This window comes from Thioalkalivibrio sp. ALRh (genome assembly GCF_000381425.1).
Classification (GTDB): Bacteria; Pseudomonadota; Gammaproteobacteria; order Ectothiorhodospirales; family Ectothiorhodospiraceae; genus Thioalkalivibrio.
On record NZ_KB906519.1, the window covers coordinates 1,247,039 to 1,271,012 of the forward strand.

20 protein-coding genes are annotated in these 23,974 nt (G+C 66.5%); 10 read left to right on the forward strand and 10 right to left on the reverse strand.

The genetic code is table 11. The features are described 5' to 3' along the window. Nucleotides 1-7 precede the first annotated feature (7 nt). The 6 genes from F791_RS0105975 to F791_RS0106000 form a co-directional block, all read right to left on the reverse strand. Entirely contained in the window at nucleotides 8-1,126 is a 1,119-nt protein-coding gene (locus F791_RS0105975) for a nucleotidyltransferase family protein (protein WP_019592319.1), read from the reverse strand. After that, nucleotides 1,116-2,027 carry an HprK-related kinase A gene (locus tag F791_RS0105980; protein ID WP_019592320.1) on the reverse strand — a complete coding sequence of 304 codons (912 nt, stop codon included), beginning with the start codon at nucleotides 2,025-2,027 and terminating at the stop codon, nucleotides 1,116-1,118. Before F791_RS0105980 ends, F791_RS0105975 begins: the two co-directional genes overlap by 11 nt. Then, nucleotides 2,027-2,293, reverse strand: a complete 267-nt coding sequence (locus F791_RS0105985) for an HPr-rel-A system PqqD family peptide chaperone (RefSeq protein ID WP_019592321.1) — start codon at nucleotides 2,291-2,293, stop codon at nucleotides 2,027-2,029. The genes F791_RS0105980 and F791_RS0105985 overlap by 1 nt, the downstream gene beginning before the upstream one ends. Nucleotides 2,294-2,345: 52 nt before the next feature. Beyond that, a complete protein-coding gene (locus tag F791_RS0105990) occupies nucleotides 2,346-3,056 on the reverse strand; it encodes a hypothetical protein (RefSeq protein WP_019592322.1) in 711 nt (236 codons plus the stop codon). Between the two features lie 347 nt (nucleotides 3,057-3,403). Continuing rightward, on the reverse strand, nucleotides 3,404-4,144 hold the full coding sequence (locus tag F791_RS0105995; protein WP_018139537.1) for a class I SAM-dependent methyltransferase: 741 nt from the start codon (nucleotides 4,142-4,144) through the stop codon (nucleotides 3,404-3,406). Beyond that, entirely contained in the window at nucleotides 4,137-5,585 is a 1,449-nt protein-coding gene (locus F791_RS0106000; protein ID WP_019592323.1) for a VanZ family protein, read from the reverse strand. The genes F791_RS0105995 and F791_RS0106000 overlap by 8 nt, the downstream gene beginning before the upstream one ends. 133 nt (nucleotides 5,586-5,718) lie before the next feature. Between F791_RS0106000 and F791_RS0106005 the strand changes: the two genes are divergently transcribed. Then, on the forward strand, nucleotides 5,719-7,098 hold the full coding sequence (locus F791_RS0106005) for a hypothetical protein (protein WP_019592324.1): 1,380 nt from the start codon (nucleotides 5,719-5,721) through the stop codon (nucleotides 7,096-7,098). A 12-nt stretch (nucleotides 7,099-7,110) separates the two neighbouring features. Here F791_RS0106005 and tviB read toward each other — a convergent pair whose 3' ends face one another. Continuing rightward, nucleotides 7,111-8,400 carry a Vi polysaccharide biosynthesis UDP-N-acetylglucosamine C-6 dehydrogenase TviB gene (gene tviB / locus F791_RS0106010; RefSeq protein ID WP_018139534.1) on the reverse strand — a complete coding sequence of 430 codons (1,290 nt, stop codon included), beginning with the start codon at nucleotides 8,398-8,400 and terminating at the stop codon, nucleotides 7,111-7,113. 239 nt (nucleotides 8,401-8,639) lie between these two features. Here tviB and wecB point away from each other — a divergent pair, with 239 nt between their 5' ends. The 6 genes from wecB to F791_RS0106040 are packed head-to-tail and all read left to right on the forward strand — an operon-like array spanning nucleotide 8,640 to nucleotide 15,067. Continuing rightward, nucleotides 8,640-9,782: a non-hydrolyzing UDP-N-acetylglucosamine 2-epimerase gene (gene wecB, locus F791_RS0106015; protein WP_018139533.1), complete on the forward strand. Its 1,143-nt coding sequence runs from the start codon at nucleotides 8,640-8,642 to the stop codon at nucleotides 9,780-9,782. Between the two features lie 57 nt (nucleotides 9,783-9,839). After that, nucleotides 9,840-10,787, forward strand: a complete 948-nt coding sequence (locus F791_RS0106020) for a polysaccharide deacetylase family protein (protein ID WP_019592325.1) — start codon at nucleotides 9,840-9,842, stop codon at nucleotides 10,785-10,787. Nucleotides 10,788-10,800: 13 nt separating this feature from the next. After that, on the forward strand, nucleotides 10,801-11,796 hold the full coding sequence (locus F791_RS0106025) for a polysaccharide deacetylase family protein (protein ID WP_019592326.1): 996 nt from the start codon (nucleotides 10,801-10,803) through the stop codon (nucleotides 11,794-11,796). Continuing rightward, complete coding sequence (locus F791_RS0106030) at nucleotides 11,793-12,791, forward strand: GNAT family N-acetyltransferase (protein WP_026333004.1); 999 nt, start codon at nucleotides 11,793-11,795, stop codon at nucleotides 12,789-12,791. The genes F791_RS0106025 and F791_RS0106030 overlap by 4 nt, the downstream gene beginning before the upstream one ends. Further along, the gene (locus F791_RS0106035; protein ID WP_018175030.1) at nucleotides 12,788-13,906 is read left to right on the forward strand and encodes a sugar-transfer associated ATP-grasp domain-containing protein; all 1,119 of its coding nucleotides are present in this window, start codon (nucleotides 12,788-12,790) and stop codon (nucleotides 13,904-13,906) included. Before F791_RS0106030 ends, F791_RS0106035 begins: the two co-directional genes overlap by 4 nt. A gap of 39 nt (nucleotides 13,907-13,945) precedes the next feature. After that, entirely contained in the window at nucleotides 13,946-15,067 is a 1,122-nt protein-coding gene (locus tag F791_RS0106040; RefSeq protein WP_018993318.1) for a sugar-transfer associated ATP-grasp domain-containing protein, read from the forward strand. Between the two features lie 18 nt (nucleotides 15,068-15,085). Here the strand turns inward: F791_RS0106040 and F791_RS0106045 are convergent, their stop codons facing one another. Together F791_RS0106045 and F791_RS0106050 are read right to left on the reverse strand one after the other, a co-directional pair. Further along, a complete protein-coding gene (locus F791_RS0106045) occupies nucleotides 15,086-16,150 on the reverse strand; it encodes an ATP-grasp domain-containing protein (RefSeq protein WP_019592328.1) in 1,065 nt (354 codons plus the stop codon). 11 nt (nucleotides 16,151-16,161) lie between these two features. After that, on the reverse strand, nucleotides 16,162-16,737 hold the full coding sequence (locus F791_RS0106050; RefSeq protein WP_019592329.1) for a GNAT family N-acetyltransferase: 576 nt from the start codon (nucleotides 16,735-16,737) through the stop codon (nucleotides 16,162-16,164). Nucleotides 16,738-17,184: 447 nt separating this feature from the next. On the opposite strand from F791_RS0106050, the gene F791_RS0106055 reads away from it, so the two are divergent. From F791_RS0106055 to F791_RS0106065, 3 genes are all read left to right on the forward strand, one after another. After that, nucleotides 17,185-18,300: a sugar-transfer associated ATP-grasp domain-containing protein gene (locus F791_RS0106055; RefSeq protein WP_026333005.1), complete on the forward strand. Its 1,116-nt coding sequence runs from the start codon at nucleotides 17,185-17,187 to the stop codon at nucleotides 18,298-18,300. 82 nt (nucleotides 18,301-18,382) lie between these two features. Then, the gene (locus tag F791_RS0106060) at nucleotides 18,383-19,849 is read left to right on the forward strand and encodes an asparagine synthase-related protein (protein WP_018175025.1); all 1,467 of its coding nucleotides are present in this window, start codon (nucleotides 18,383-18,385) and stop codon (nucleotides 19,847-19,849) included. Continuing rightward, the gene (locus F791_RS0106065) at nucleotides 19,849-22,071 is read left to right on the forward strand and encodes a hypothetical protein (protein ID WP_019592331.1); all 2,223 of its coding nucleotides are present in this window, start codon (nucleotides 19,849-19,851) and stop codon (nucleotides 22,069-22,071) included. Before F791_RS0106060 ends, F791_RS0106065 begins: the two co-directional genes overlap by 1 nt. Nucleotides 22,072-22,120: 49 nt before the next feature. Here the strand turns inward: F791_RS0106065 and F791_RS0106070 are convergent, their stop codons facing one another. Then, nucleotides 22,121-23,962 carry a hypothetical protein gene (locus F791_RS0106070; protein WP_019592332.1) on the reverse strand — a complete coding sequence of 614 codons (1,842 nt, stop codon included), beginning with the start codon at nucleotides 23,960-23,962 and terminating at the stop codon, nucleotides 22,121-22,123. Between the last annotated feature and the right edge of the window lie 12 nt (nucleotides 23,963-23,974).

Below are 23,974 nucleotides of genomic sequence, written 5' to 3' on the forward strand. Positions count from 1 at the left end.
GTGACCCCTAACCGTGCTGTTCCGGCTGCGGCTGGGCTGTGGCCGTCTCCGGTTTCTCGGCGAGAAAGGCCTTGTGGAACAGGTGTCGCGCCAAAAGGCCGGCCGGCATCTTGAGCCAGTGCCCACGCAGAAACAGCATGGCCCGTGCGACCGCATCGCGGCGCGGGGTGACCGAGCCGGCGCGCGTGTGCAGCCCGTGCACGAACGCCCAACGGCCAAGTCCCCGCAGGGCAATGCCCGCGCGTGCCCGGGCCAGCCGTTTCACGGGCTCGGGCGGGATCTCGGTCAGCAGTAGTCGGTTCGTGGCCCACAGCGCGCGTTCCGCCATCCAGGCGATGTTCAGGGCCTCGGCTTCCGCGACGAAGTGTTCCCAGAAGGCGTCGCCGTCACGTGCACTGAAATGGCTGAGCAGCACATGGATGTCGTAGAGGTCGCGCAGGCCCCGATCCCATTCCGTCTCCGAAAACAGGTGCACGATTGCGTGGAGTACCAGGTGCGCCGGGCACAGGATGCGGAAGCGGAAGGGTTCCGGGAGCGCCTGGCTTTGCTGCCGCAGGCGTGCGGGATCGGGGTGGCCGCGGAAGGTCTCCGGCAGGATGTTGTGGTGCAGGTCCAGCGTGGTGCCGCGGTTCTGGTGCACCAGTGGCGGCAGTTCGTGCATCCACTCGCGGTAGTAGCGCTGGTCGTAGACATTGTGGTGCGTGCCCGACCAGCCCTCGAAGAACAGGAGCTTCTCGGCCCGTTCCACCTCGTTGCGGGGAAAGAGCAGGTCGATGTCGTTGGCCAGCCGTCCACGCGCATTCGGCAGCCCGGCGGCCAGGTAGGCCGCCCCTTTCAGCGCGACACCCGGACTCATCCGCGAGAGCAGCCCGTTGTCCAGGCGGCGCAGTTCCCAGGCCAGGGCCTGCGAGCGGTGCTCGGCGATCAGGGCGGCGCCCCAGAGGTGGCTGGCCACCGGTTCCGGCAGGCCGTCCGCCAGGCCCGCGTCGTCCGCGAGGTGCCAGAGCGTACCCAGCAGGGCGCTCTCGCGCGCGGCCGCTAGTAGCGGGGCCCATTCGGCCGTCGTGCGCTCGGCCATGCTCTCCGGCCGTGCCAGGGCCAGGCGCAGTGCGGTGTCAGCGTCCATCGGCCAGCCTGTTGAACTGCTCTATAGCCTCGTCCAGACGGCTGTAGGAAAAGTCGAAGCATGCGGACTGTTCGACCAGTCGTCCGGCGCTGTGAAAGCCTCGTGCACCGAGGGCCGCGTAATTGAAGGCATTGGCGATCAGCTGCATGAACCCGGAACCCGCCGTGCGCGGTTTCAGCTGGGTAGAGGCGCCTGGCTGGTAGTGCGGGAACACGATCCACCCGGGCCGGGCGGTCTCGTGACTGCGGCGCACGGCATCCGTCGGCGGGCGCATGTGTGCCACGGCGCCCTTCAGCGTGTCCGCGATCGGTGTGCTGAGAACCGCCGAGGGGCAGGCATCGCGGATTACGCGGATCGAGTCGTTTTTCAGGCTGACCGGCCGCGCGGGTCCGGAAACCTCACTGGAGGCCAGGTCCACCAGTACGGACTCGTCCGTCAGCAGGCGCCATCCGTGATGGGCCAGGGCTGCGCAGAGGGTGCTTTTCCCGGAGCCCGGCGGCGCGGGCAGGATCAGGGCCTTCCCGTCGCGTTCCAGGGCGGCCGCGTGCAGCACCAGTCGATGCGGCACCTGGTTGGCGATGCACCAGTTCAGTCCCCATTCGAGCATCGGATAGGCCTGGTGGTAGGCCAGGGGCTTGAAGACGCTGCGACGGTCGGCGAGAAACAGGACCTGGGGCCGATAGAAGCGGCGGTGGGAACGCGGTGCGCGCAGCTCGCAGTGGAAGTCGTAGAAACTCGAGTGGTCGGCTACTTCGAAGTCCCGGTACAGCGACTCGATACCCCGGGCCACGCTGGCGATCGGGCTCTGGATGCGGCTGGTGAAGGGGCCAGTGCGCAGATAAAGGCCACGGCCTGCGAGGCTGCGCTGGAGCCGGGCCTGTCCCAGATCCGCGATCCGCATCAGGGACGTTCCTGGATCAGATCGGCCGTTTGCAGGCTGGACAGCCAGCGCCCCAGTTCGGCTGCAGCGTCGTCTGCCGACAGGCCCAGGTGTCGCGCCAGGGTGGCCTCGTCCATTGCCACGCCCTCGGCCAGGCCGTCCATCAGCGCGGCGGCGGCGGGTGTCAGCAGGTGGGTGGTGCCGGCCCCGGGGTGAAAAACGACGCACTCCCGCCCCAGGGTGCGCTGTTGCAGCCCGTCAGTCCGTTGCCACCTGCGGCGCGACATATCGTTCCCCCTGGGTCCCGGCCATCACGGCGGCCATTACGGAATGAATGGCTCAGGCGGACCCCCAGCTCGGGAGGCCCATGGTGTTCTCCAGGAACCGATACACCTGCTCGGGGTACAGGCGGTCGCCGCCATCGGTCTCGTAGTAGCCATGCTCCAGGGTGTCGGTGACGATGTCCCGGACCAGGCGTTCGGAGAGCGGGTACCCGTTGGTGTACTTGGCATTCAACAGTGCGGCGGTCCCGTAGCGGATCACTTCGCGTTCGGCTGCCCCCTGCACATCCAGCACGAACACCGAAGCGGAGACGGCCCCGATCATGGTGAGGTCCCCCTCCTCTTCCTGGAAGCCCCGGCTCACGCCCGGGAAGCCGTAGTTCGAATCGAACAGGACGCCGGACTCTACCGCCAGCCGCCATTCCGGATGGCTGTGGAAGGAGGCGCTGTTGAACAGTTGACCGCCGCCGCCACGGCCCTGGCCACTTACATTCTGTGAAAGACTGGCGTGCGTCGGGTCATAGCCCCCGCTCCAGTAGTCGGGGGAGTGGCCGCCGCAGTCCTGGGGACCATCGTGGCGCGACACATTGCCGGACGCCCAGCCCGAGGGCATGCAGTTCGCACCGGCCGCCTTCAATGGCGAGGCATGCAGGGTCATCAGCAGAGGGGTGGCCCCGAGCATCGCCCGGCTCAGACGCCGCCGATTGTGGCCGTGTGTACCCAGCCCCTCCTGGCGCCGGCTTGAGTCCTGGTTGTCGTTTTGTTCCATCGTGTCCCTCCAGAATTTTCGGGACCGGGCGTTGGTTGGATCGGTATCGCGTCCAGGGAGACGCGGACAATCCAGACTCCTGGTTTGATACTAGTCCGGGTTACCCGGGTCCTCGCATTCCGTCGCGATATTTTTTATTGCCGCACGTATTCGCCGCGACAACCAAAACACAGAGCAATATCTATACCCCAAATCAACAACGATGTAATCGGCTGTTTGGAAGGCTTTTTCTCATACCAAGGGTCCGGCGTGGGCTTTTCTGAGAAGTGATTTGTAAAAGGCGCTGACACTTGTGGTCGTTCGCCAATGCCGGCACGCCCGGTGGCATGAAGGAGTGTCACCTCCTTTTACATTTGCCCTTTGCGTGTACGCAGGATGAACGAGTGACACAACCGCTCCGCGATCCACGGCGATGCCTGCCAAAGGGCCCTCGCCCAGCGGCTCTCGGCCGGGCCCTGGAGCCCGTGCAGCCGGCCCGGAACCAGGGGCAGCCAGTAACACGCCAGAGGCTGCAGGCCGGCGGCCCGCGCGGCTGCCTGCAGCGAGTCGGTGGCCTCGTAGCGCAAATGGGGTGCCTTTCCGGCCCGGACCCGTCGGCGTTCCTGCAGCACGGTGGGCCAGGTCCTGGCGTTCAGCGCATCCACCCAGATCTCGCCGCCGGGGCGCAGCACGCGATGCATCTCCGCGAGTGCTGGGCGTGAGTCGGCCAGCGCCTGCATTACCCCGAAACAGAGCACGCCATCGAACTCGCCATCGGCGAACGGCAGGTGGTGGACATCCGCCGCCAGCCAGTCGATCGACGCGGGGCTGCGCTGTCGCGCCTTGTGCAACGACGGGGCGGAGTAGTCCAGCCCGATCGGGCTGCGCCCTTCGGCCTGCAGCAGCCGGGTATAGGTGCCGGCACCGCAGCCGATATCGAGCCATCGCGTCCCTTCGGGACGGGCCTGCTGCCAGAGCGACTGGAACTGCCGCACCCGGCTGGCCAGCCCGGTGGGCGTCCAGCCCGCGATTGCAGCGTCGTCGTCGCACTGGCTGCCGCGCTGGGTAAAGCGCTGGCGCCAGCGCTGCTCAAAACTGGAGTTAGTCACGCTCGTGTTCCCGCCTGGATGGTTCGCTGATGACTGTAGACCGCTCGGCCGTGACTGGCGCCGAACCGGGTGGCCGGGCCCGGGTGTGGCTCGTGGTACTGGCTTCGGTAGCAAGGCGCGTCAGGAAGTGCAGCGCGGTCGCCATGCCCCAGGCGGCCAATGTGGCCAGGACCAGGCTGGCCGGGTCGGGCCGCAGCCCCACGACCAGCAGCTTGCCACCTTCCATCAGCAGAGCCGCGAGCAGCCCGCCGAGGGCGGCCAGCCACTGCAACTGGCGCGGATGCAGCGGGCGCCGGATCTGCGCCAGCCATATCAGCGCGCCCAGCGGCAGGTACATGGCCACATGCAGTGCCGCACTACGCAGGGCCACGGTCTCGCCGACGAAGTAGTGGTAATAGAACGGCCAGAGATTGAGCTGGGCCCATTGCGCCGAGATGGCCGCCCGGTCCCACTGGTAGGGGCCCAGGTCGTGGTTCAGGGCGAGCAGCGCGACCCCGTAGAGTGGCGTCGCAACGACCAGGAGCGGGATCGCGGCACGCCGCAGGGTCTGCATCACCTGCGGCGGCGAGAGGTACTCGTACAGGAGCATGCCTGTGACAAATCCGGCGCCCCGCAGCACGGCCGATCGGCCCTCCGCGATCCCCGAGAGCGTGGCAAGATTCAGGGCCTCCAGCAGGATGGCCAGGAGCGCGGCCAGGGTCACCAGCACGGCCCCGTTCGCGGGCGGGCGCCGTCCGAGTCCGTACGCGAGCAGGATCCCGACGGGCACACTGGCTACCAGTGTCAGGCCCAGCTCGGAGATACAGCGAAGATCGGACGTACAGGCCCCGGCTGCGACCCACAGGCCCCAGGTGTCGGAGTCGAGGCGCTGACTCCACTCGGCGGTGGACAGGACCAGGTCGAATGGGGCCAGGCCGATCGCGACGTACAGGATCGCATAGGCGATCAGGACGGCAGGCACGATGACACGGTTTGGGCCTGCGAGCTGGCCTCGCCAGCGCAGCAGCGGCCGGTGCAGTCCCCACCACATCAGGGCCCCGACCACCGCACCGAGGAAATTGCCCGCGATGTCCGCCCCGGCCGGATAGCGATAGGGCAGCCAGATCTGCAGGAACTCCACCGTTGCCGTGGCCGCCAGCCCCAGAAGGGCGACCAGCGCGAGGGCACCCAGGTGCCATACAAGGTGACTGCGGCCATAGGTGAGCCAGGCCATCCAGAAAAAGCCCAGCGGCATGAACATCATGGCATTGGCCATGAACTGGGCGCGCCCGCTGGCGCCGGGTCCCTGCAGGCTCATGTCGCGGTAGAGTGACCACGCCTCCTCCAGACCCATCCCGCCGAACTCGAACGGCAGCAACGTCAGGTAGAGGGCAAATCCCAGGGACAGCCACGCCCCGATGACACAGGTCCACAGGGCCAGTGGTTCGCGTCTGCGTGTCATGGGTTGCCGCGCTCGCACATGGTCTAACCTGACAAGGGGGCATACACCGGAGTATGGCCCCTCCAATCGCCAGAGCGCGGGCTGGTTTCGCAGGCCCCGGGCAGGGAGTGCGGTGATGACGGCAGGGCGGTCAATGTTCCACTCGCTTGTGTCCCGGGCATGGGTGCTGGCGGGCGTGATGCTGCTGGCCATGATGACGGCGGGCGCCGACATGCCACGACCGGGCGGGGCGTCCGAGGCCCCCGCAGCCGCGACCCGCGTGCTGCAGACCGACCCGGAGGGATTGCGCCGTGCCGTGCGCCAGCTGCGCCCTGGCGATCATCTTCAGCTCGCCCCGGGCGAATACCCGGAGCCGCTGGTGCTGCGAGGCGTTAGCGGGACGGCCGAGCGGCCAATCGTGATCACCGGCCCGGATTCTGGAGACCCGGCCATCCTCCGCGGTCGTTCGGGCAGCAATACCATTCGCCTGATCAATGCCGCGCACCTGGTGATCCGGCACCTGACCCTGGAGGGGGGCGGGCACAACATTGCCGGGGTCGTGGTCGAGCACGACAGTGAATACGCCCACGACATCACGCTGGAGCACCTGACCATACGCGGCTACGACCGTTCGCAGGGCAACAGCGGCATCACCACCCGTGCCGCCGCCTGGAACTGGACCATCCGCCACAACGACATTCGCGATGTCGGCACCGGCATGTATCTCGGTCGGCCGGATGGTACGGGGCCGTTTGTCGCGGGCCTGATCGAGCACAACTTCATTGGCCGTACCCTGGGCTACAACATGCAGATCAAGCACCAGCGTCCGCGAGCCCCGCGCGCGGGGATGCCGACCGAACCCCATGCCACCATCATCCGTCACAATGTGTTCAGCAAGGCGGAGCGCGCGAGCAGCGGCCATCGCGCGCGGCCCAACCTGCTGGTAGGGCACTTCCCGCCCGAAGGACCCGGGCAGCACGACTGGTACTGGATCTACGGCAACCTCTTCTACCAGAACCCCCACCAGCGCCTCTTTCAGGGCGAAGGCCGTCTGGCCCTGTACAACAACCTGTTTTTCAACGATGCCGGCAGTGCCCTGATCGTGCAGCCGCACAACCACATCCCGAAGGATGTCCTGATCGTCCACAACACCGTGGTCGCACGAGAGTTCGGGATACGACTGGTTCCCGGCGATCGGCGCTATGAACAGGTCATTGCCGGGAATGCGGTCTTCGCCGACCCCGCGATTGATGCCGCGCGCACGGCGCAAACGGAAATCAACCACGAGGCCGGCTTCGAACGGGCTTCGGCCTACCTGGTGCGCCCGCGCGGGCCGCTTGCGGAGCTCGATCTGTTCCCGCTGGAAGGGATGCCGGGGTACGAAGGTTTGCCCGAGTTCCAAAGTCCTCTACCTCCCGGTCTGGGTCGCGACTACAACGACCGCGATCGCAGTCAGCCCCGATTCGGGGCCTACGCGGGCGGCTACGAGGCCAATCCGGGGCGGCGCGAAGGCGTCGGGCCGGCAGCCCGGTAGCGGCCCGCGCGGTCACAGGCGCAGGTCGCTGGCCTCGCGAGGGAAGACCGATTTCACATCGAACAGGACCGCTTGCGGGTGCGCGAGTGCACGGATCGCCTCCACTCCCATGTCCAGGAACGCCTGGTGGGGCACCGCCACGATGATGGCGTCAAACGAGTCCGCCTCGGGAGGCGCGGTGATCGGGGTGATGCCGTATTCGTGCTCGGCCTCCTCCGGGTCGACCCAGGGATCAAACACGACGACCTCCGTGTTGTACCCGCTCAGCGTATGGTAGATGTCCATCACGCGCGTATTGCGCAGGTCCGGGCAGTTTTCCTTGAAGGTCAGGCCCATCAGCAGGATGCGCGCCCCCACCGGATTGATCCCCTTGCGCACCAGCGCCCGGATGGTCGCGTCCGCGATGTGCGCCCCCATCGCGTCATTCACGCGGCGCCCAGCCAGGATCATCTCCGGGTGGTGTCCGACGGCCTGGGCCTTGTGCGTCAGGTAGTACGGGTCCACCCCGATGCAGTGCCCGCCCACCAGGCCGGGCCGGAACGGCAGGAAGTTCCATTTGGTCCCGGCGGCCTGCAGGACCGCTTCCGTATCGAGGCCCAGGCGCTCGAACAGCAGCGCCAGCTCGTTGATCAGGGCGATGTTCACGTCGCGCTGGGTGTTCTCGATCACCTTGGCGGCCTCGGCGACACGAATGCTCTCGGCCTTGTGCGTACCGGCGGTGATGACGCGCGCATACAGGGCGTCGACGAAGTCCGCCACCTCCGGTAGCGAGCCCGAGGTGACCTTCTTGATGGAGGTGACCCGATGCGCCTTGTCCCCGGGGTTGATCCGCTCGGGGCTGTAGCCGGTGAAGAAATCCTCGTTGTGGGTCAGCCCGGATTCCCGTTCCAGGATCGGGACGCAGTCTTCCTCCGTCGCCCCCGGATAGACCGTCGACTCGTAGATCACCACGTCACCGCGCTTGAGCACCTGGCCCACGGTATGGGTGGCCCCGAGCAGGGGGCGCAGGTCCGGTCGGCGGTGGGCATCGATCGGCGTCGGCACGGTCACCACGAACACATTGCACGCGCGCAGCGCCCCGAGTTCCGTGGTGTAGTCCAGCTGCGTCGCGGCAGCGAGATCTTCCGGCTCGACCTCGCGGGTGCGGTCGATGCCGTTCTTCAGGTCCTGGATGCGGCCGGGCTGGATGTCGAATCCCAGGGTCGGCCAGACCCGGCCGAACTCGACCGCCAGCGGCAGCCCGACATAACCCAGTCCGATAACCCCGAGGCGAATCTCTTCCGATGAGGGGAGTGCATGCATGAGTGAGGGCTCTTCCGTGCAGCGAGTTGAGTGGCAGGGCGTCTCACCAGGTCAGTGCCTTTTGCGCCTGGGAAGCCACGGTATTGCGAGCTTAGGCACAACATGGATGGCGGGACAATGATGAAAAATCTGCACAAATTTCGTCCTTTCGTCCTATGCCCATTTCCCTCAATTCGAACTACATTGGGCGCTAATGCCCCAGCCAAACCGGCGTGTCGGGGGGTCGACGGGATCTCTATATGTCTACAGATTCGCAATGCGACATCCTGTGCGTGGTGGGCGCGCGCCCCAACTTCATGAAGATCGGCCCGGTGATGCGGGCCCTGCAGCAAGCCGAGATACCGGCGCAGCTTGTGCACACGGGGCAGCATTACGACCCGGCGATGAACGAGCGCTTCTTTACCGATCTGCAAATCCCGTATCCCGATATCAACCTCGAGGTGGGTTCCTGCTCGCATGCCGTGCAAACGGCCGAGGTGATGATGCGTTTCGAGGGCGTGCTGGACCGTGTGCAGCCTCGCGCCATTCTCGTGGTGGGCGATGTGAACTCCACGATTGCCTGTGCCCTGGTGGCGGCCAAGAAGGGGGTCGGGGTCATCCACGTGGAGGCGGGGTTGCGCAGCTTCGATCGCAGCATGCCGGAGGAGGTGAACCGGGTGCTCACCGACCAGATCTCGGATCTGCTGTTCATCACCGAACGCCACGCCCGCGACAACCTGGCGCGCGAGGGTATCGCCCCCGATCGGGTGCACTTTGTCGGCAACGTGATGATCGATACCCAGCTGTACAACCTGGACCGTGCCGTACCGTGGCAGGAGACCCTGCGGGCGGCCGGGATGGAGGCCGATACGTTTTCCGACAGCGGGGCCTACGGCGTGCTGACCCTGCACCGCCCCTCCAACGTCGATCATGCACCGGTGATGGAGCGTCTGGTCGACAGCCTGGTGACCATCGCCCGGGAGCTCCCGCTGGTATTCCCGCTGCACCCCCGCACCCAGGCCCGTCTGCAAGGTTTCGGGCTGGAGTCTGCGCTGCGCGAGGCACCGATCGCCGTGCTGCCGCCGGCCGGCTATCTGGAGATGCTGGGACTGATGAAGGATGCCCGTGTCGTGCTCACCGACTCCGGCGGTATGCAGGAGGAGACCACCGCCCTCGGGGTGCCCTGCATCACCCTGCGCGAGAATACGGAACGCCCGATCACGATCGATGAAGGTACCAATATTTTAGTAGGCAATGATCCGCAACGACTGATGGAGTCTTTCCGCGAGGTCATGGACCATGGGGGCAAACAGGGGCGCATCCCGGAGTACTGGGACGGCAATGCCGCAGAACGCATCGTGGCCGTCGTGGCTGACTGGCTGAATCACGCAAGAAAATCCTGACCGGTACGTTCGCGCTCCCCCGACCGACGCCCCGAGCGGGTTCAGGAGATCGTGCGCATGCTGCGAGTACCGCTGTCCATGCTGTCGCCGCAAGGCCGGCGCGCACGCCTGACGATCCTCGCCTATCACCGCGTGCTGGCGGACCCCGACCCGCTGCGACCGGAAGACCCGGTGGCCGAGACCTTTCGCTGGCAGATGCGCCTGCTGGCAAGGGAGATGAACCCGCTGCCGCTGGACGAGGCCATCGAGCGCCTGCAGGAAGGCCGGCTCCCCGCCCGGGCCGTAGCGGTCACCTTCGACGATGGTTATGCCGACAACGCGGAGATCGCGTTGCCGATCCTGCGCGAGGAGGGGGTGCCGGCAACGTTCTTTGTCGCCACCGGCTATCTGAATGGCGGCTGCATGTTCAACGACATGCTGATCGAAACGGTTCGCCGGATTCCCTCCATGGCAGTGGATCTGGCCCCGGAGGGACTGGGCACGCGTCCACTGGAGTCCATGGCGCAGCGCCGCGCCACGATCCACGCCCTGATCGGGGCCCTCAAATATCGGCCGCTGGCCGAACGCAGCCGTCGCGCCGAGGCGCTGGGTGCCCGTTTCGGTATAACGCCCCCCGGCGATCTGATGATGACCGATGACCAGGTTCGCGAGCTGGCCGATGCCGGCATGGGGATCGGCGGGCACACGGTCCTGCACCCGATTCTGGCGGAGACCGATGCGGAGACCGCGCAGCAGGAGATTGCGGAGGGCAAGGCCGAACTCGAGGCCCTGGTGGGGCGTCCCGTGCGCCTGTTTGCCTATCCCAACGGTCGTCCCGGCAAGGACTATGCGCCGGAGCATGTCGAGATGGTGCGTGCCTGTGGGTTCGACGCCGCCGTATCCACCATGGCCGGTGCCGCCGGCCGCGACACGGATCCGCTGCAACTCCCGCGTTTTACCCCCTGGGATCGAACACCTCTGCGCTTTGGCCTGCGGCTGGCGCGCAATCTGGCTTCAGCCCACTGAAGGTGCGAACACGATGACGACCCGCGTCCATTTGACCGTTGATACCGAGTTCAGCATCGCCGGGGCCTTTCGCGAGCCGCAAACCCACCAACCGGTCGGGCCGCCGTCGGTCTACTGCCATCGTAACGGGCGCTCGGAGGGTCTTGGCTATCTGCTGGACACCCTCGACCGGTATGCGATTCGTGCCACCTTCTTTGTCGAGACGCTGAACACGATTTATTTCGGCGACGAGCCGATGGGCGAGATCGCCCACGAGATCGCCGGCCGCGGGCACGATATCCAGCTCCACCTGCACCCCTGCTGGACGTACTTCGGGCATCCGGACTGGGTTCAGCGGCTGCAAAGCGACCCGCCGAACGACAATGTCACCCGGCGCAGCGTCGAGGAACTGGCCGACCTGATCGAACAGGGAAGGGCGACGTTCCGCCGCTGGGGGCTGGATGCCCCCAGCGTGCTGCGTACCGGCGGGCTCAAGGTCGACCTGAAGGTCTACGCTGCCATGCGGCAGGCCGGGCTCTCCCGGGCCTCCAATATCGGGCTCGCGATCTATCCGCCGGCCGAGCCGGAGCTGCAGTTGCGGGGCGGCTGCCATGTGATCGACGGGGTACTCGAGTTCCCGGTGACCACCTACACCGATTTCCAGTGGGGGCCGCGGACCCATCTGAAGTCGCTCACCATTACCGGCACCTCCTGGCCGGAGATGCGCAGGCTGCTGTTTCAGGCCCGGCGCCAGGGGCTCAGCGATGTGGTCGTGCTGACGCACCCGTTCGAGTTCGTGCGCTATCGGGACGATCAGCCGACCCCCGGCATCAATCCGTTGACCCGCCGCCGCCTGGAGCGACTGTGCCGGTTTCTGCGGTCGGAACCCGGATTCACCCCGGCCTGCATGGCCGACGTGCTGGCCACGCCCGCGCCTCGCGAGGCGACCCCCATGCTCACCGTCCCCGCAGCCCAGGCGGCACTGCGTGCTTTGGAGAACTGGACCAGTCAGCGGGTGTTCTGGGGATGAGGGCCGACCATCCAATGGCCGGACATTCGGTGACCCGCTATCCGGTCGGGCGGGTCCGTCTCGCCCTGCGCATCGGCGAGATCACGCTGGGCGACGTCTCGCTGCGAATGTCGGTCGACAACCGCCATTTCCTGCAGCGCCCGGCGGCCCAGGCCCCGTACGCCGGGGATGCCGTCGCCGATGGCCACCTGGCCCGCTCGCAGCCCGTCGAGGGGCCGTTGCCGCGGCTGTCGTGGGTGGCGGGCTATCTGCGCTACGTCCCCAGCCAGTACATGCGCCACTACATCGATCTCGACATGGGCTGGGAGGGTTATCAGGCGAAGTTCTCCTCCAAGTCCCGCCAGACGATGCGGCGCAAGGTGCGCAAGTTCGCCGATGCCTCCGGGGGCACGATCGACTGGCGCACCTATCGCACACCGGAGGAGATCGAGACCTTTCGCAGCCTCGCGCGCGAGGTCTCGCGGCTGACCTACCAGGAGCGCCTGCTGAACGCCGGCCTCCCGGACGATGACGCGTTCGCCGAGCGCAGCGCGCGGCTGGCCGCTGCCGACCAGGTGCGGGCCTACCTCCTGTTCCTGGACGGCGAGCCGGTGGCTTATCTGTATTGCCCGGCCCGCGACTCGGCCCTGGTCTACGCCTACCTGGGCTACCACCCGAAGGTGGCCGCCCTGTCGCCGGGCACGGTACTGCAATGGCTGGTGCTGGAATCCCTGTTCCAGGAGGGCCGGTTTCGCTATTTCGATTTCGCCCCGGGCGACAGCCCGCACAAGGCCCTGTTCGGCTCCGCCCACCAGCTGTGTGCGGATGTCTATTACCTGCGGCGTCGCCCGCGCCCGCTCGCCCTGGGTCTTGCCCATGCCGCTACCACGCTGGGTTCGGACGCCGTCTCCGCGGCTCTGTCCCGGATCGGCCTCAAGCAATCGCTGAAGCGTTTCCTGCGCCGCGGCGGGGCCAGCAGCCCCGTCGGCCATGATCGGGAGGTGATCAAGAAATGATCCTGAAACGCCATTTCCGCAAGGCCTACACCTGCGCCAGGGGCTACTACCTGGCGGTATCGCAGCCGACCCCGGACGCCCCGCGCGTCACCACCCGGCTGCGCGGCGTACTCAAGGCTCGGTTTCAGCATCGCATCGGGCCGCGCTATTACTCGCTCTTCCGCCTGGCAGCGGTCGAATCCGCGCGGTGGGACGACTACGTGATCGACAACGAAGCCTACCGAGACCACTTCCGTGCGTGCAGCGCCGAGCGGTACCGACGCATCCTCAACCACAAGAGCCTGTTTTTTGAGCACTGCCAGCGCCATGGTCTGCCCACCCCTACGTTGCGGGCCATTATCCCGACGAGCGCCGCCAAGCCGGCTGGAGATGGTCTCGATATTGCCGGGCCGGTCACCCCAAACGTCCAGCGGTGGCTGGAGCGCCTTGGCGATGGCACCGATGACTTGTTCATCAAGACCGATGACGGGTCGTATGGCGACGGGGCATTTTCTGCCACTCGGCGGGGTGATCGCTGGGAATACTGCGGCAGGACCACGACCCTCAGCGACCTGTTCCATTTCGTCCGTGAGCGAGCCGACCAGAGCCGCAGGCCCTACATTGCCCAGTCGCGCATCCATGTCCATCACGGGCTCCGGCACCTGATGTCGCCCACGGCCGTGGGCTGTGTGCGGATCGTGACCTACATGAAGGATGGCGAGGTCCATTTCTTTCGCGCCGAGATCAAGCTGACCGCGGGGGAGGGGGATATCGACAACTTCGTGCTGGGAACCACTGGCAATGTGGTTGCGGCGGTGGATATCGACAGTGGTCGGATGTCGGTTGGCTATGCCTCGCGCAGTCCCGCCTGGCCGGTCATCCAGCCGGTGACTGAGCATCCGGATACCGGCGAGCCTATCGAGGGCACTCCGGTGCCGCTGTGGGACGAGGTCAAGGCGCTCGCGCTCCAGGCCCAGCGCAGCCTGCCCGAGGTCAGGACGGTTGGCTGGGACATCGCGATTACCCCGGACGGGCCCGTGATCCTGGAAGGCAACTCGACCTACGGGCTGGATATCCTGCAGATCGCGCACCAGCGCGGGTTCAAGCGGGAGATGGAGCAGATCTTTCGTGGGTGACATCCGCCCGCTCGATCAAGATCGGGAGGTGATCAAGAAATGATCCTGAAACGCCACCTACGCAAGGCCTACACCTGTGCCAGGGGCTACTACCTGGCGGTATCGCAGCCGACCCCCGATGCCCCGCGCGTCACGACCCGAATGCACGGCGTCCTCAAAGCCCGATTCCGGCATCGCATCGGACCGCGTCATTACTCGCTCTTCCGCCTGGCCACGGTGGACCCTTCGCACTGGCAGGACTATGTGATCGACAACAAGGCGTACGGCGATCACTTCCGTGCAATCAGTGCGGAGCGTCATCGAAGCACCGTGAGTCGAAAGAGCTTGTTCTTTGCTCACTGCGTGCGCCATGGGCTGCCAACCCCGCCGGTGCAGGCGATCATCCCCCCTGGCCATGAAACCCCTCCCGTGGAGGGCAGTCCCGAGGGGGCGGGGACGGTTGTCACAAGCGCCCGCCGCTGGCTGGAAGTGTTGCAGGCCGGTGAGGAGGACCTGTTCATCAAGCCCGATGACGGCGCGTATGGCGACGGGGCATTTTCTGCCACTCGACGGAATGATCGTTGGCATTACTGCGGTCGGGTCACGGCTCTGAGCGACCTGTTCTATTTCGTACGGGCGCGTGCCAGCCAGAGCCAGACCTGTTTCATCGCCCAGTCGCGCATCCAGCCCCATGACAAACTCAGCGGCTTGATGTCCCCCACGGCCGTGGGCTGTGTGCGGATCGTGACCTACATGCGTGACGGTAAGGCCCGCCTGTTCTGTGCCGAGATCAAGCTGACCGCGGGTGAGGGAGACACCGACAATTTCGGGCTGGCGGCCAACGGAAACATGGTTGCTGCCGTGGATATGGACAGCGGTCGGTTGTCTCTTGGATATACCTCGCGCAGTCCAGCGTGGCCGGTCATCCAGCCGGTGACCGAGCACCCGGATACCGGCGAGCCTATCGAGGGCACTCCGCTGCCGCTGTGGGAGGAGGTCAAGGCTCTCGCGCTGCAAGCCCAGCGTAGCCTGCCCGAGGTCAAGACGATCGGCTGGGACATCGCGATTACGCCCGAGGGCCCGCTAATCCTCGAGGGCAACACGACCTATGGGCTGGCCAGCCTCCAGATCGCGCATCAGCGCGGGTTCAGGCGGGAGATGGAGCAGATCTTTCGCGGGTAGTTTCTCGCTCTTGTTTCGCTAGAGCAGGAACGGCAGCGGATCGCGCATTGCCTGCCACAGGCCGCGCAGGTTGTACGGGGCGATCCCGCGCCACTGGCGGGGCTGCCAGAGCAGGTGTTTCAGCAGGTGGCTGTGCAGGTGGTAGGCACCGGCCGCGGGGGAGGCGCGTACAGCCGGGCTCCCCGCGGCCAGCGCAAAACCCGCCTCGACGAAATTGATCCCGGCCCACAGCGAGGCCTGCAGGGTGTACCAAAAGCGCGGATTGCACTCGAGTACGCGCACGTCCCCGGTCGATTCGTCCACGCGCAGGTCGATATTCGCCACGCCGGTATAGTTCGCCGCCCGGACGATCCGGCGACCGATCTCCAGCAGCCGCTCGTCGGTGAAGAATTCCAGCGAACAGGGATTCCGGCGCGATTGCAGGAGATGGCAGACCACTTCCCCATCCCGGGCCAGCAGGCTCAGGTCCGCGTCGAATCCGGATGCGTATTCCTGCACCACCAGCGGGAACTGAGCATGGCGGCCACCTTTCTCCAGGTGGGCCTCTATATCCTCGAGGCGTTTCGCCTGAATGATTCCATGACTGGATTCGCCGTACAGCGGTTTGACCACGAGCGGGAATGTCATCCCGGCATCCCGCAGGCGCTCCAGGTCTCCGGGGCCTTCCAGTCGCAGCGCCTTTGGGCACGGGATTCCGTGAGTCTCCATGAAACGCTGAAAGGCCCATTTGTCGTCCAGCATGCCCAGCACCTCCAGGCTGCTGGAGGGAAAGGCCGTCACGCCCGGCAGGCGCGGTGCAAGCGCGTGGACTACGCCGGCCCCCAGGATGTCGGCCCCGATAATCCCGTCGATACGGTGTCGTGTGCAGTAGTCGCGCAGGTGGTCGCCAAAGGCTTCCAGGGTTTCCGGCTGGGTGTCCGGCAGGGGCATGCGCTGGTAGCGATCGCGGTACCGGGAGTGACGGGCGGCCCCCGGGGACTTGAGCTCCAGCAGGTGGATCTCGGCGCCGAGGTGCTGCAGGCAGTACAGCACCTTCAGGGCAAGCGGCGACCCGTCCGAGAACACCGCGACGCGCTGCGGCATGGGCGTCTCGGTCATACCGGCAGGCGAAGTTGAATGCGCCGGGAGAACGGGCAGATCTCGATATAGGAGCCGGCGACCCGCCAGCCGGTTTTTTCGCTCACCCGGATCGAACTCTTGTGGCTGTGCCAGATGCGGCTGTACAGGCGGGTGAAGCCCCGCTGCGACATCAGGTAGGCCGTCTGCCTTTTCAGCAGGGCCGCATACCCCTGCCCGCGATGCTGGGGCAGGGTGTACAGCCCGGTCGATTTCGCCGCCCCCTCGGGAAGTCTCCAGCTGCGCCCCTGGCGCTCGGCCTCGTACCGCGCGCCCCACCAGTACCATTGCACTGCCACGAGTTCATCGTCGCGAAAAAGACCGAAACCCTGCGCCCCTTCGCCTCCGAACTCCCGACGCTGCAGCATCCCTTCATCCACCACGCCGTCCAGGTCCTCGGGGGTGATCGGCCCGACCCGGATGCCTTCGGGCAGTTCGACCGCGGGCTGCGGGAGGTCGATATAAAAGACCTTCCAGTACTGGTAATCGCCCAGCCCCAGGTGCAGGGCCTCCTTCAAAAGGCTGCGCGGACTGTAAACATTGACGGTGGCCACACGCTTCCCCCATTGCAGACTTCGCTGACGACGGCGACTGCCGAGCAAGACCTTCCTGAGTTCCGGCGCACGTAGTGTCGCAAGCGTGGTTGGCAGATTGATTTCAAATCAACTGCCTATAAAGGCGGTGTCGGCTACGTGCCCATGTGTCGCCAGAAAGCGATCCTGAATCATCGTATCCCTAGCATATATCGCGTTGTTGCAACTGTCGGTACGGTTTTTTTGGTACGCGACAGGCCTTTTCGCGCCGTTTTGAACTGCTAATCTGAAACGTCCGGATTCGGCCTTTTGCAGGAATGGCGTGGTTGCTCGTTCAGACCTGGAAAACGGCATTCTCTTGCGCCAGCGGGAGCAAGTGCGTTCAGGCGTTTACTTTTAGTCGTGGAGTCCATCGTGGGTAAAGTCTCGGGGTTATTGGCATCCGCGCTTTATCGCTCTAATCACATCGTGCGGCACTTCTGCCGCTCAGATGTGTGGGGCCAGTTTCAGGCGGCCGCCAACCACTACGGTTCCTCGACACCGGCCATCGCCTGGAAGGCGCTTCGGCTGTACGGCGCCGGTCGATTTCTGCCGGGTGAGTCGTTGTGCCGGGGTCTGCTGGACCCGCGGCTTCCGATGAACGAGCACCTGGCCCACGTCAGTGAGGAGCGCCTGCACGGGCTCCAGCATGCGGTGAACTCGCCGCATGCGGCGATGTGTCGCGACAAGCTCATGTTCCACGACTTCTGTCGCAGCCATGACCTCCCTGTGGCCGACCTGCTCGGGGTGGTTTCGCGTCATGGTTCGCGCGATGCCCAGGGAGAGCCGCTCTCCACGCCCGCGCAATGGGAGGCCTTCGTGCGTCGGCTACCCGAATCTTTTCTGGCCAAGCCCAGACACGGGCGCCAGGGGCACGGGATCGTCGCGCTGGGGCTGGATTCACGGGAGGAGGCCGGACTGCCCGAGTTCGCGAAGGAGGTCGCCGGTCTGGCCGATGATGGCGAGGATCGCATCCTCGAGCAGCGCCTGCGCAGCCATGATCGTGTCGCTGAACTAACCGGAACCCGGTCCATATCGGCATTGAGGCTGTTCACCCGGGTCAGCCCGGAAGGGGAGCCGGAGGTGCTGGACTGTCACTTCCGCCTGATTGTCGGCGATTCGGTCACCGATAACATCAGTGACCCGTGCACCGGACGTTTTACGGCCAACGTGGTGGCCCTGCCACAGCTCGAAGATGGGCGGCTGGGCACGGCCTGGGCGTTCAACGCCAATGGTCTGGGCTATGACTGGGTCACCCACCATCCGACCACGGGTGCCTTGATCGAAGGATTCGAGGTCCCGTTCTGGGTGGAGGCCCTGCAGCTGGTCAAGGCCGCGGCAAGGGACCTCCTGCCGATCCGGACCGCCGGCTGGGACGTGGCCCTGACCCCGAACGGTCCGGTCCTGATCGAGGTGAACGAGCGTTTTCAGCACGTCGGGTTTGGCGATGGCATTCAGCGTATCCGGCAGGCCCTGCTGGCGGACAAACGCTATCTGGAAACCGGCGGCCTCTCGTGCCCTCCTTCGTCTTCGCAGCTGCATTAGCCGCCATGCCCTCGCTGTCAGCTCATTGCGCGGATCGGCGAAAAGGCCTCCAGGTCCACCGGGATCCCTTGGGGAGCATACGATGGCGTTCGTAGAGGTTATCGGTCGCCAGTGCCTGGGGCAGGCTTCCCATCATCTGGAGTTCGACTGGGTCGCCGGAGGCCCGACACTCGTCGCGGGCTGGTCATTCGACGGGGCGAGTCTCTCCGTTTCGGCGGATCGGCTCGGGTTCATCCCGCTGTTCTATGCCCGCGAGGGCCGTCGCCTGATTGTGGCCGATTCCCTGCAGGAGGTCGCGGCGCGCTTGTCGGCGCCCACTTTTGACGACGAAGCCATCGCGGTCTTCATGGCCCTGGGCTATCTGGTGGGTGATCAGACTCCGCTGGCGGGCGTGAAAGTCCTGATGCCGGGAGAGACCCTGCTGTGGCGCGAGGGTGTGCTCTCCGGCGAGCGTTCCGCCATCCCCCTGATGGCCGCTTTTCCCGGAGATCCGCACGAGGCGCGGACACGGTTCGCGGAACTCTTTGCGCGGGCCATCGAACGACGCGCCGCTGGAGGCGTGGGGCGCCTGCCTTTGTCCGGCGGCCGCGACTCGCGCCATATCTGCCTGGAACTGGCACGCCAGGGCACCCCCCCGCCCCGAACGCTCGTCCTGCAGGCGAAGAGTGGGGACGAGACTGGTGCGGCGCAGGCGGTGTCCCGGCACCTGGACATCGAGTGTCAGGTGATCGAGATGTCCCAGGATCGCGTCGCCGCAGAATGGCAAAAGAATCGCCTGAACCACTACTCCACGGATGAAAACAGCTGGTATCTCGAGCTGCTGCCCTATCTGGACGGCCCGGTCTTCGATGGCCTGGCCGGCGATATCCTGAGCAATGGCAACTATTTCGACGCGCGCATGGCCGAGTGTCTGGATGCCGGCGACCTCGCAGGCGCGACCAATCGCTTGCTGGCGGGGGGCAGCTATACCGCGTTCCTGAAGCGCCCGTTTCAGGAGCGCTGGGGCATACAGATCGCCCGTGAGGCGATCAACCGCGAGCTGTCCGCGCACGCCGGTGCGCCCGACCCGGTCAAGTCGTTCCTGTTCTGGAGCCGGATCCGCCGCGAGATCGCCCTGCTGCCGATCGCCATGGCCGGCCAGCAGCACGCGGTATGCCTGCCCTATCAGGATCCCGACGTGCTGGCGTTTCTGCTGAGCCTGCCGTGGCAGTCGTTTGCGATGCGCGCGTTCCATGACGAGGTGATCAAGAGTCACTATCCCCACGCCGCGCACATCCCGTACAGCCAGAAGCCCACGGAGCCGCGCCCACGCGCGGAGTGGACGCGTATCAGCCGCAGTGCGGCCCACCTGGCGCGGCCATTGTTCAATGTGTTCACTCGTCCCGAGCGTGTGGTCGGCTACACCCTCGAGGCCCTGCGCACAGGGCGTACCCGTCCGCTCTCGCCGACCTTCGTCAAGGTGATGCCGCTACTCCAGGCGGTTCAGGAGCTGGGGGTCGACCCTCACCGCCACCAGGCGGCTGCCCACCCAACCGGAAAGGCTGCCTGATGCGCCGGCTCGCGCGTCGAAGCACCGTCTGGTTGCCGGCCATCCTCGCGCTGGCGCTTGCGACCAGCCAGGCAGCGGCCAGTGACAGCGCGTTGGGGCGGATGGCGGCGAGCCTGCAGCCGGGGGAACTGGCCCCCCTCGATGCCGGTTTGCCCGAGGGGTTCCAGCGCTATCACGACTTTCTGCGTGCCTACTCGATCGATCCGGATACCTGGAACGACAGCGCCCACTGGGATGCCGAGCGGCGCCAGCTCTTCATGTATGGCGACCGTGGATCGCGGCCGGTATTCATTGCCTACCGCGAAGACGGCCATGAGTGGCAGCACCTGTCCGCCGAGGGCCCACCCCCCTTCGCGCATGTCTATGGCGGGGTGGCACTCGATCCCGAGCGGGGGCATTACTACAAGATCAGCGCCGGCCGCTCGCAGCGCACCCTGCATCGCTATTCCATTGCGGAGGATCGCTGGGAACTCGCGACTCGCAGTTTCCCCGGTCCCGGTGGCGGCTGGGAGCATACCGACCCAATCGAGTGGCATGACGCCCTGGACCAGCTGATCTACCTCCGTGAGGGTCAGGTCTATGGCCTCCGCGATGGCCGCTGGGTCGAACACGGCAAGGTCGCGGTGGACGGCTATCACTCCTCCGCCCAGTACAACCGCGTGCGCGACGAGATGCTGTTCATCGGTGGCAACAAGTCCCGCAACAAGGTCTCCCTGCTCGATGGCAACGGCCACGTGCGCGACCTCGGCGACGCCCCGTTCGTGTTCGGGATCATGAACGAGAGCCTGACCTACGATCCGCAAACGGGGAACTATCTGGTGCTGCGGGCCGGGCGGGTGCGCGAGTTGTGGGAGCTCGACCCGGACAAGGACGAATGGCGCAAGGCGGCCGACTGGAGCGGCCAGCGCTGGCCGTTTGATCGCTATGGCGGGATCGTGCCGGTGCCGATCGACGACTTCGGGGTGATCCTCTGGCTCAACCAGGCCGGCCCGCTGCTGCACCGGCATCAATCGGCGTTCGGTCAGGAGCGGGCGGCCGCCGTCCCGCCACCACGGGCCGAATCACACGCGGCGTTCCTGCAGGTTTCGGCATCGCAGCCCGCGCCGGAGCGACGTTCAAAGCTGTACGACATCGCCGAGACCCTGGAACCGGGCGAGTTCCGCCGCGTGGAGACCCAGCTGCCGGACGGAGTCCCGGACATGGCGCGCATGAACAACACCCAGTGGCATGACCCGGACAAGCGCGGCACCTTCGGGGTGGGGTGGACCGACCGCCACATCTTCGATCCGGAGACCGGGCGGTTGTTCAATATCCTGATGCGCGACAATTCCGTCCGCTCGGTGACCTGGCTGGAGCCGGATCTGACCTGGGCCGGCGTCGTGGCCCCGCCGGGGCTCGATTATGACGGGGGCGAGCGGCGCCCGTACAACCGCCTGATGGATGGCGGTGATGGCTACCTGTACTTCTCGCCGAGCGAGCCGCGGCGTTCCGATATCGGCCGCCTGGTGCGCGCCCCGTATACCGACCCGACGGCCTGGGAGGAGGTCGGCCTGGGTGCCGGCCAGGGCAATGCGCATGCAGTCGGCGATCACTCGACCGTGTGGCATCCCGATATCGAGAAATTCGTCCTCTATACGCTGGGCTCCGCCAGCTACGACCTTATACCGGGTGACGGCATCGAGGCCCACACGATGGGGCAGGTCCGTGTCTGGGGGCATGGCGATCGGGCGTGGACCTATCCCCGGAATCACCCGGATTATCGAGGCCCCGAGGGCCGCACCCAGTCCTCCGGGTATGGCGGAACCATGCTCTACAACCCGGTGCATCGCGAGGTGCTGATCTATGGGGGCATGACCCAGTACGGCGGCAACCACCGCCGCGGCGCCGAGGCCACGGCCACCATCGACCGCGAGGGCCGATTCCAGCGGCACGGGGCCTCCGGACAGGCCTATGTTGCCGGCGGCAGCCGGCTGACCTATCACCCGAAGACCGGGGACTACATCCTGCTGCAGAACAATGCCCGGCAGATGTACATCGGCGATCCGCCCCGCGGCAAACCCTGGCGGCTGATGTACAACTGGCAGCAGGTGGACTTTGCCGACCGCCCGTTTGACCGCTACGAGAACTGGCATCGCGTCACCCCACTGCCCGGGACGGATGTGCTGATCTGGTCCGACCTGCGCCGCGGGATCATCCTGCAGCGCTTGCCCGAAGGCGACTAGGAGACGCGGATTGAATCCCGCGTCTCCCTCACGTTCCGGGGGCGGGTATTCAGTCGCTCCAGCCAAGCGTCAGTCGGTGGGCATAGGGGCCCGGGGGCAGCGGTTTCGGCGGTAGTGCGCAGCCCAGGCCGGGGATGGTCGAGGGCAGGGGGATCTGGACGATCGAGCGTCCGGATGCGGGAAAGAGCACTTCGGTCCACTGACCGGTCACCGGATCCTGCTGCTGAAAGCGCCGCACACTCGGGCCGTTGTCGACCACCAGCGCATGGCCGCCCGGGTTCAGGTAGTGGACCGGGACCTCGCCTCGGCATTCCAGCGCGACCTCCTGGCGCAGTGTGGGCCCGGCGGGGTCCAGCCAGAACGTGATGCGGCCGAACAGGACGGACGAGCGCGGGCGCCGCAGGGCCTCCCCGCGTCCGACGGCCCCGCCGAACCAGCGCCAGTCCAGCGCGGCCAGGCCGCGCCTCCAGAGGGTGCGGGCCGCTGCCCGCAGCACGGGGACCGCGTGGCCATCTTCCAGCCGTACCCGTACGGCGGCCCCCGCCGTATCCACCGTCACCGAGCGAAAATCGGCCAGGGCCCAGAACTGGTCGCCGATTCGAAACAAAGGTACCCAGCCGGCCAGGGCCGGGTTGCGCAGCAGCGCTTCGGCCTCGACCCGTACCGCCGGCGGGCACAGGATCCGGTCGCGGTGGCGAATGTGAAAGGGCTGACCACCGGCATAGCGCAGCTCGGCCACGTCGCGGCTGAACGCCTGTGGCGCTTGCCCGCGGGTGCTGATCAGGGCACACAGGTCCGGCCCGGCCCGGGCGCACAGTACGCCCGCCTGCAGATCCTGCTGGCAGGCGCCGGTCCGCCCTCCTGCCCATTGAAGATCCTCGACGATCTCCGGCGTCCCCTCGCGGCGCCGCCGGTCGCCGGCCCATGCCAGGACCGCAGCGGCCCAGGCGTTGTAGACCGACAGGTGCATGTAGTTGTCCCATCCCGCGGGACGGTTCCCGGGTGTGGAGGCACGATCCGCGGGCGTCAGACCCAGCAGACCGTCGCCTCTGCGTTGCCGCTCCCATCGCGCCAGCACGCCACGCAGCATCTGCCCGGCCGGGGCGTCCGTCTGCTGTGCCCCGGCCAGCCCGAGCAGATCCAGGCTGCCCACCAGGCAGGCGTCGCCGAACAGGGAGTGGGTGCTGCGGCCAAGACCTCCCGCGTACTCCCCGCCGTCCCAGGTCAGCGCGACCCAGCCATAGAGGCGCTGGGTGAGCGTTGCCAGCGCGGGCGTGGGTGCGTAACACAGCGCAATCGAGGCGATCAGCAAGGCCTTGTGGTGGTACGCCATCGGGGTGGCCACGCCCCGTGGCCCCGGGCGGGCCGGATAGTCGATAAAACCGCCGCTGGCGGTCGTCCAGCGTTCCAGCAATGCGGCCAGCCGAGCCGCCGCATGGTCGCGTGGGCGGCCGGGCCGGGCCTCAACCAGACGGCAAAGCTGGGCCAGCAGGGTCCAGTTATTCGACGGATAGTGTCGACTCGGATGGCACCGTTGCAGCGCCTCGTCGAGCATCGTTTCCAGTGCGGGCGTGACAGGTTGTACCCCCGCGATGACCCGTTCCCGCAACAACAGCAGCAACAGGCGGTTGAACGGTGCGTGCCCGGCGTGGCGGCCACAGCGCGTGAGCCAGGCCCGCAATGGCCAGCCCCACTGTTCCATCTCGGGGCCACCCTGCAGGTACAGCGCCAGGGTCGCACTGGTCTGGCCGTAATGGTCCGCGGGGCTCGGCGCCTGCTCGATGGGGTCCCAGAGCCCGGTGTCCGGTCGCACATGGGCTGCGACCGCCTGGGCAAGGCGCTCGGCCCACGGCTGGAGCGTGGAGGCGCCCAAGGTGACGACCTTACCCATGAGCGTGCGTGT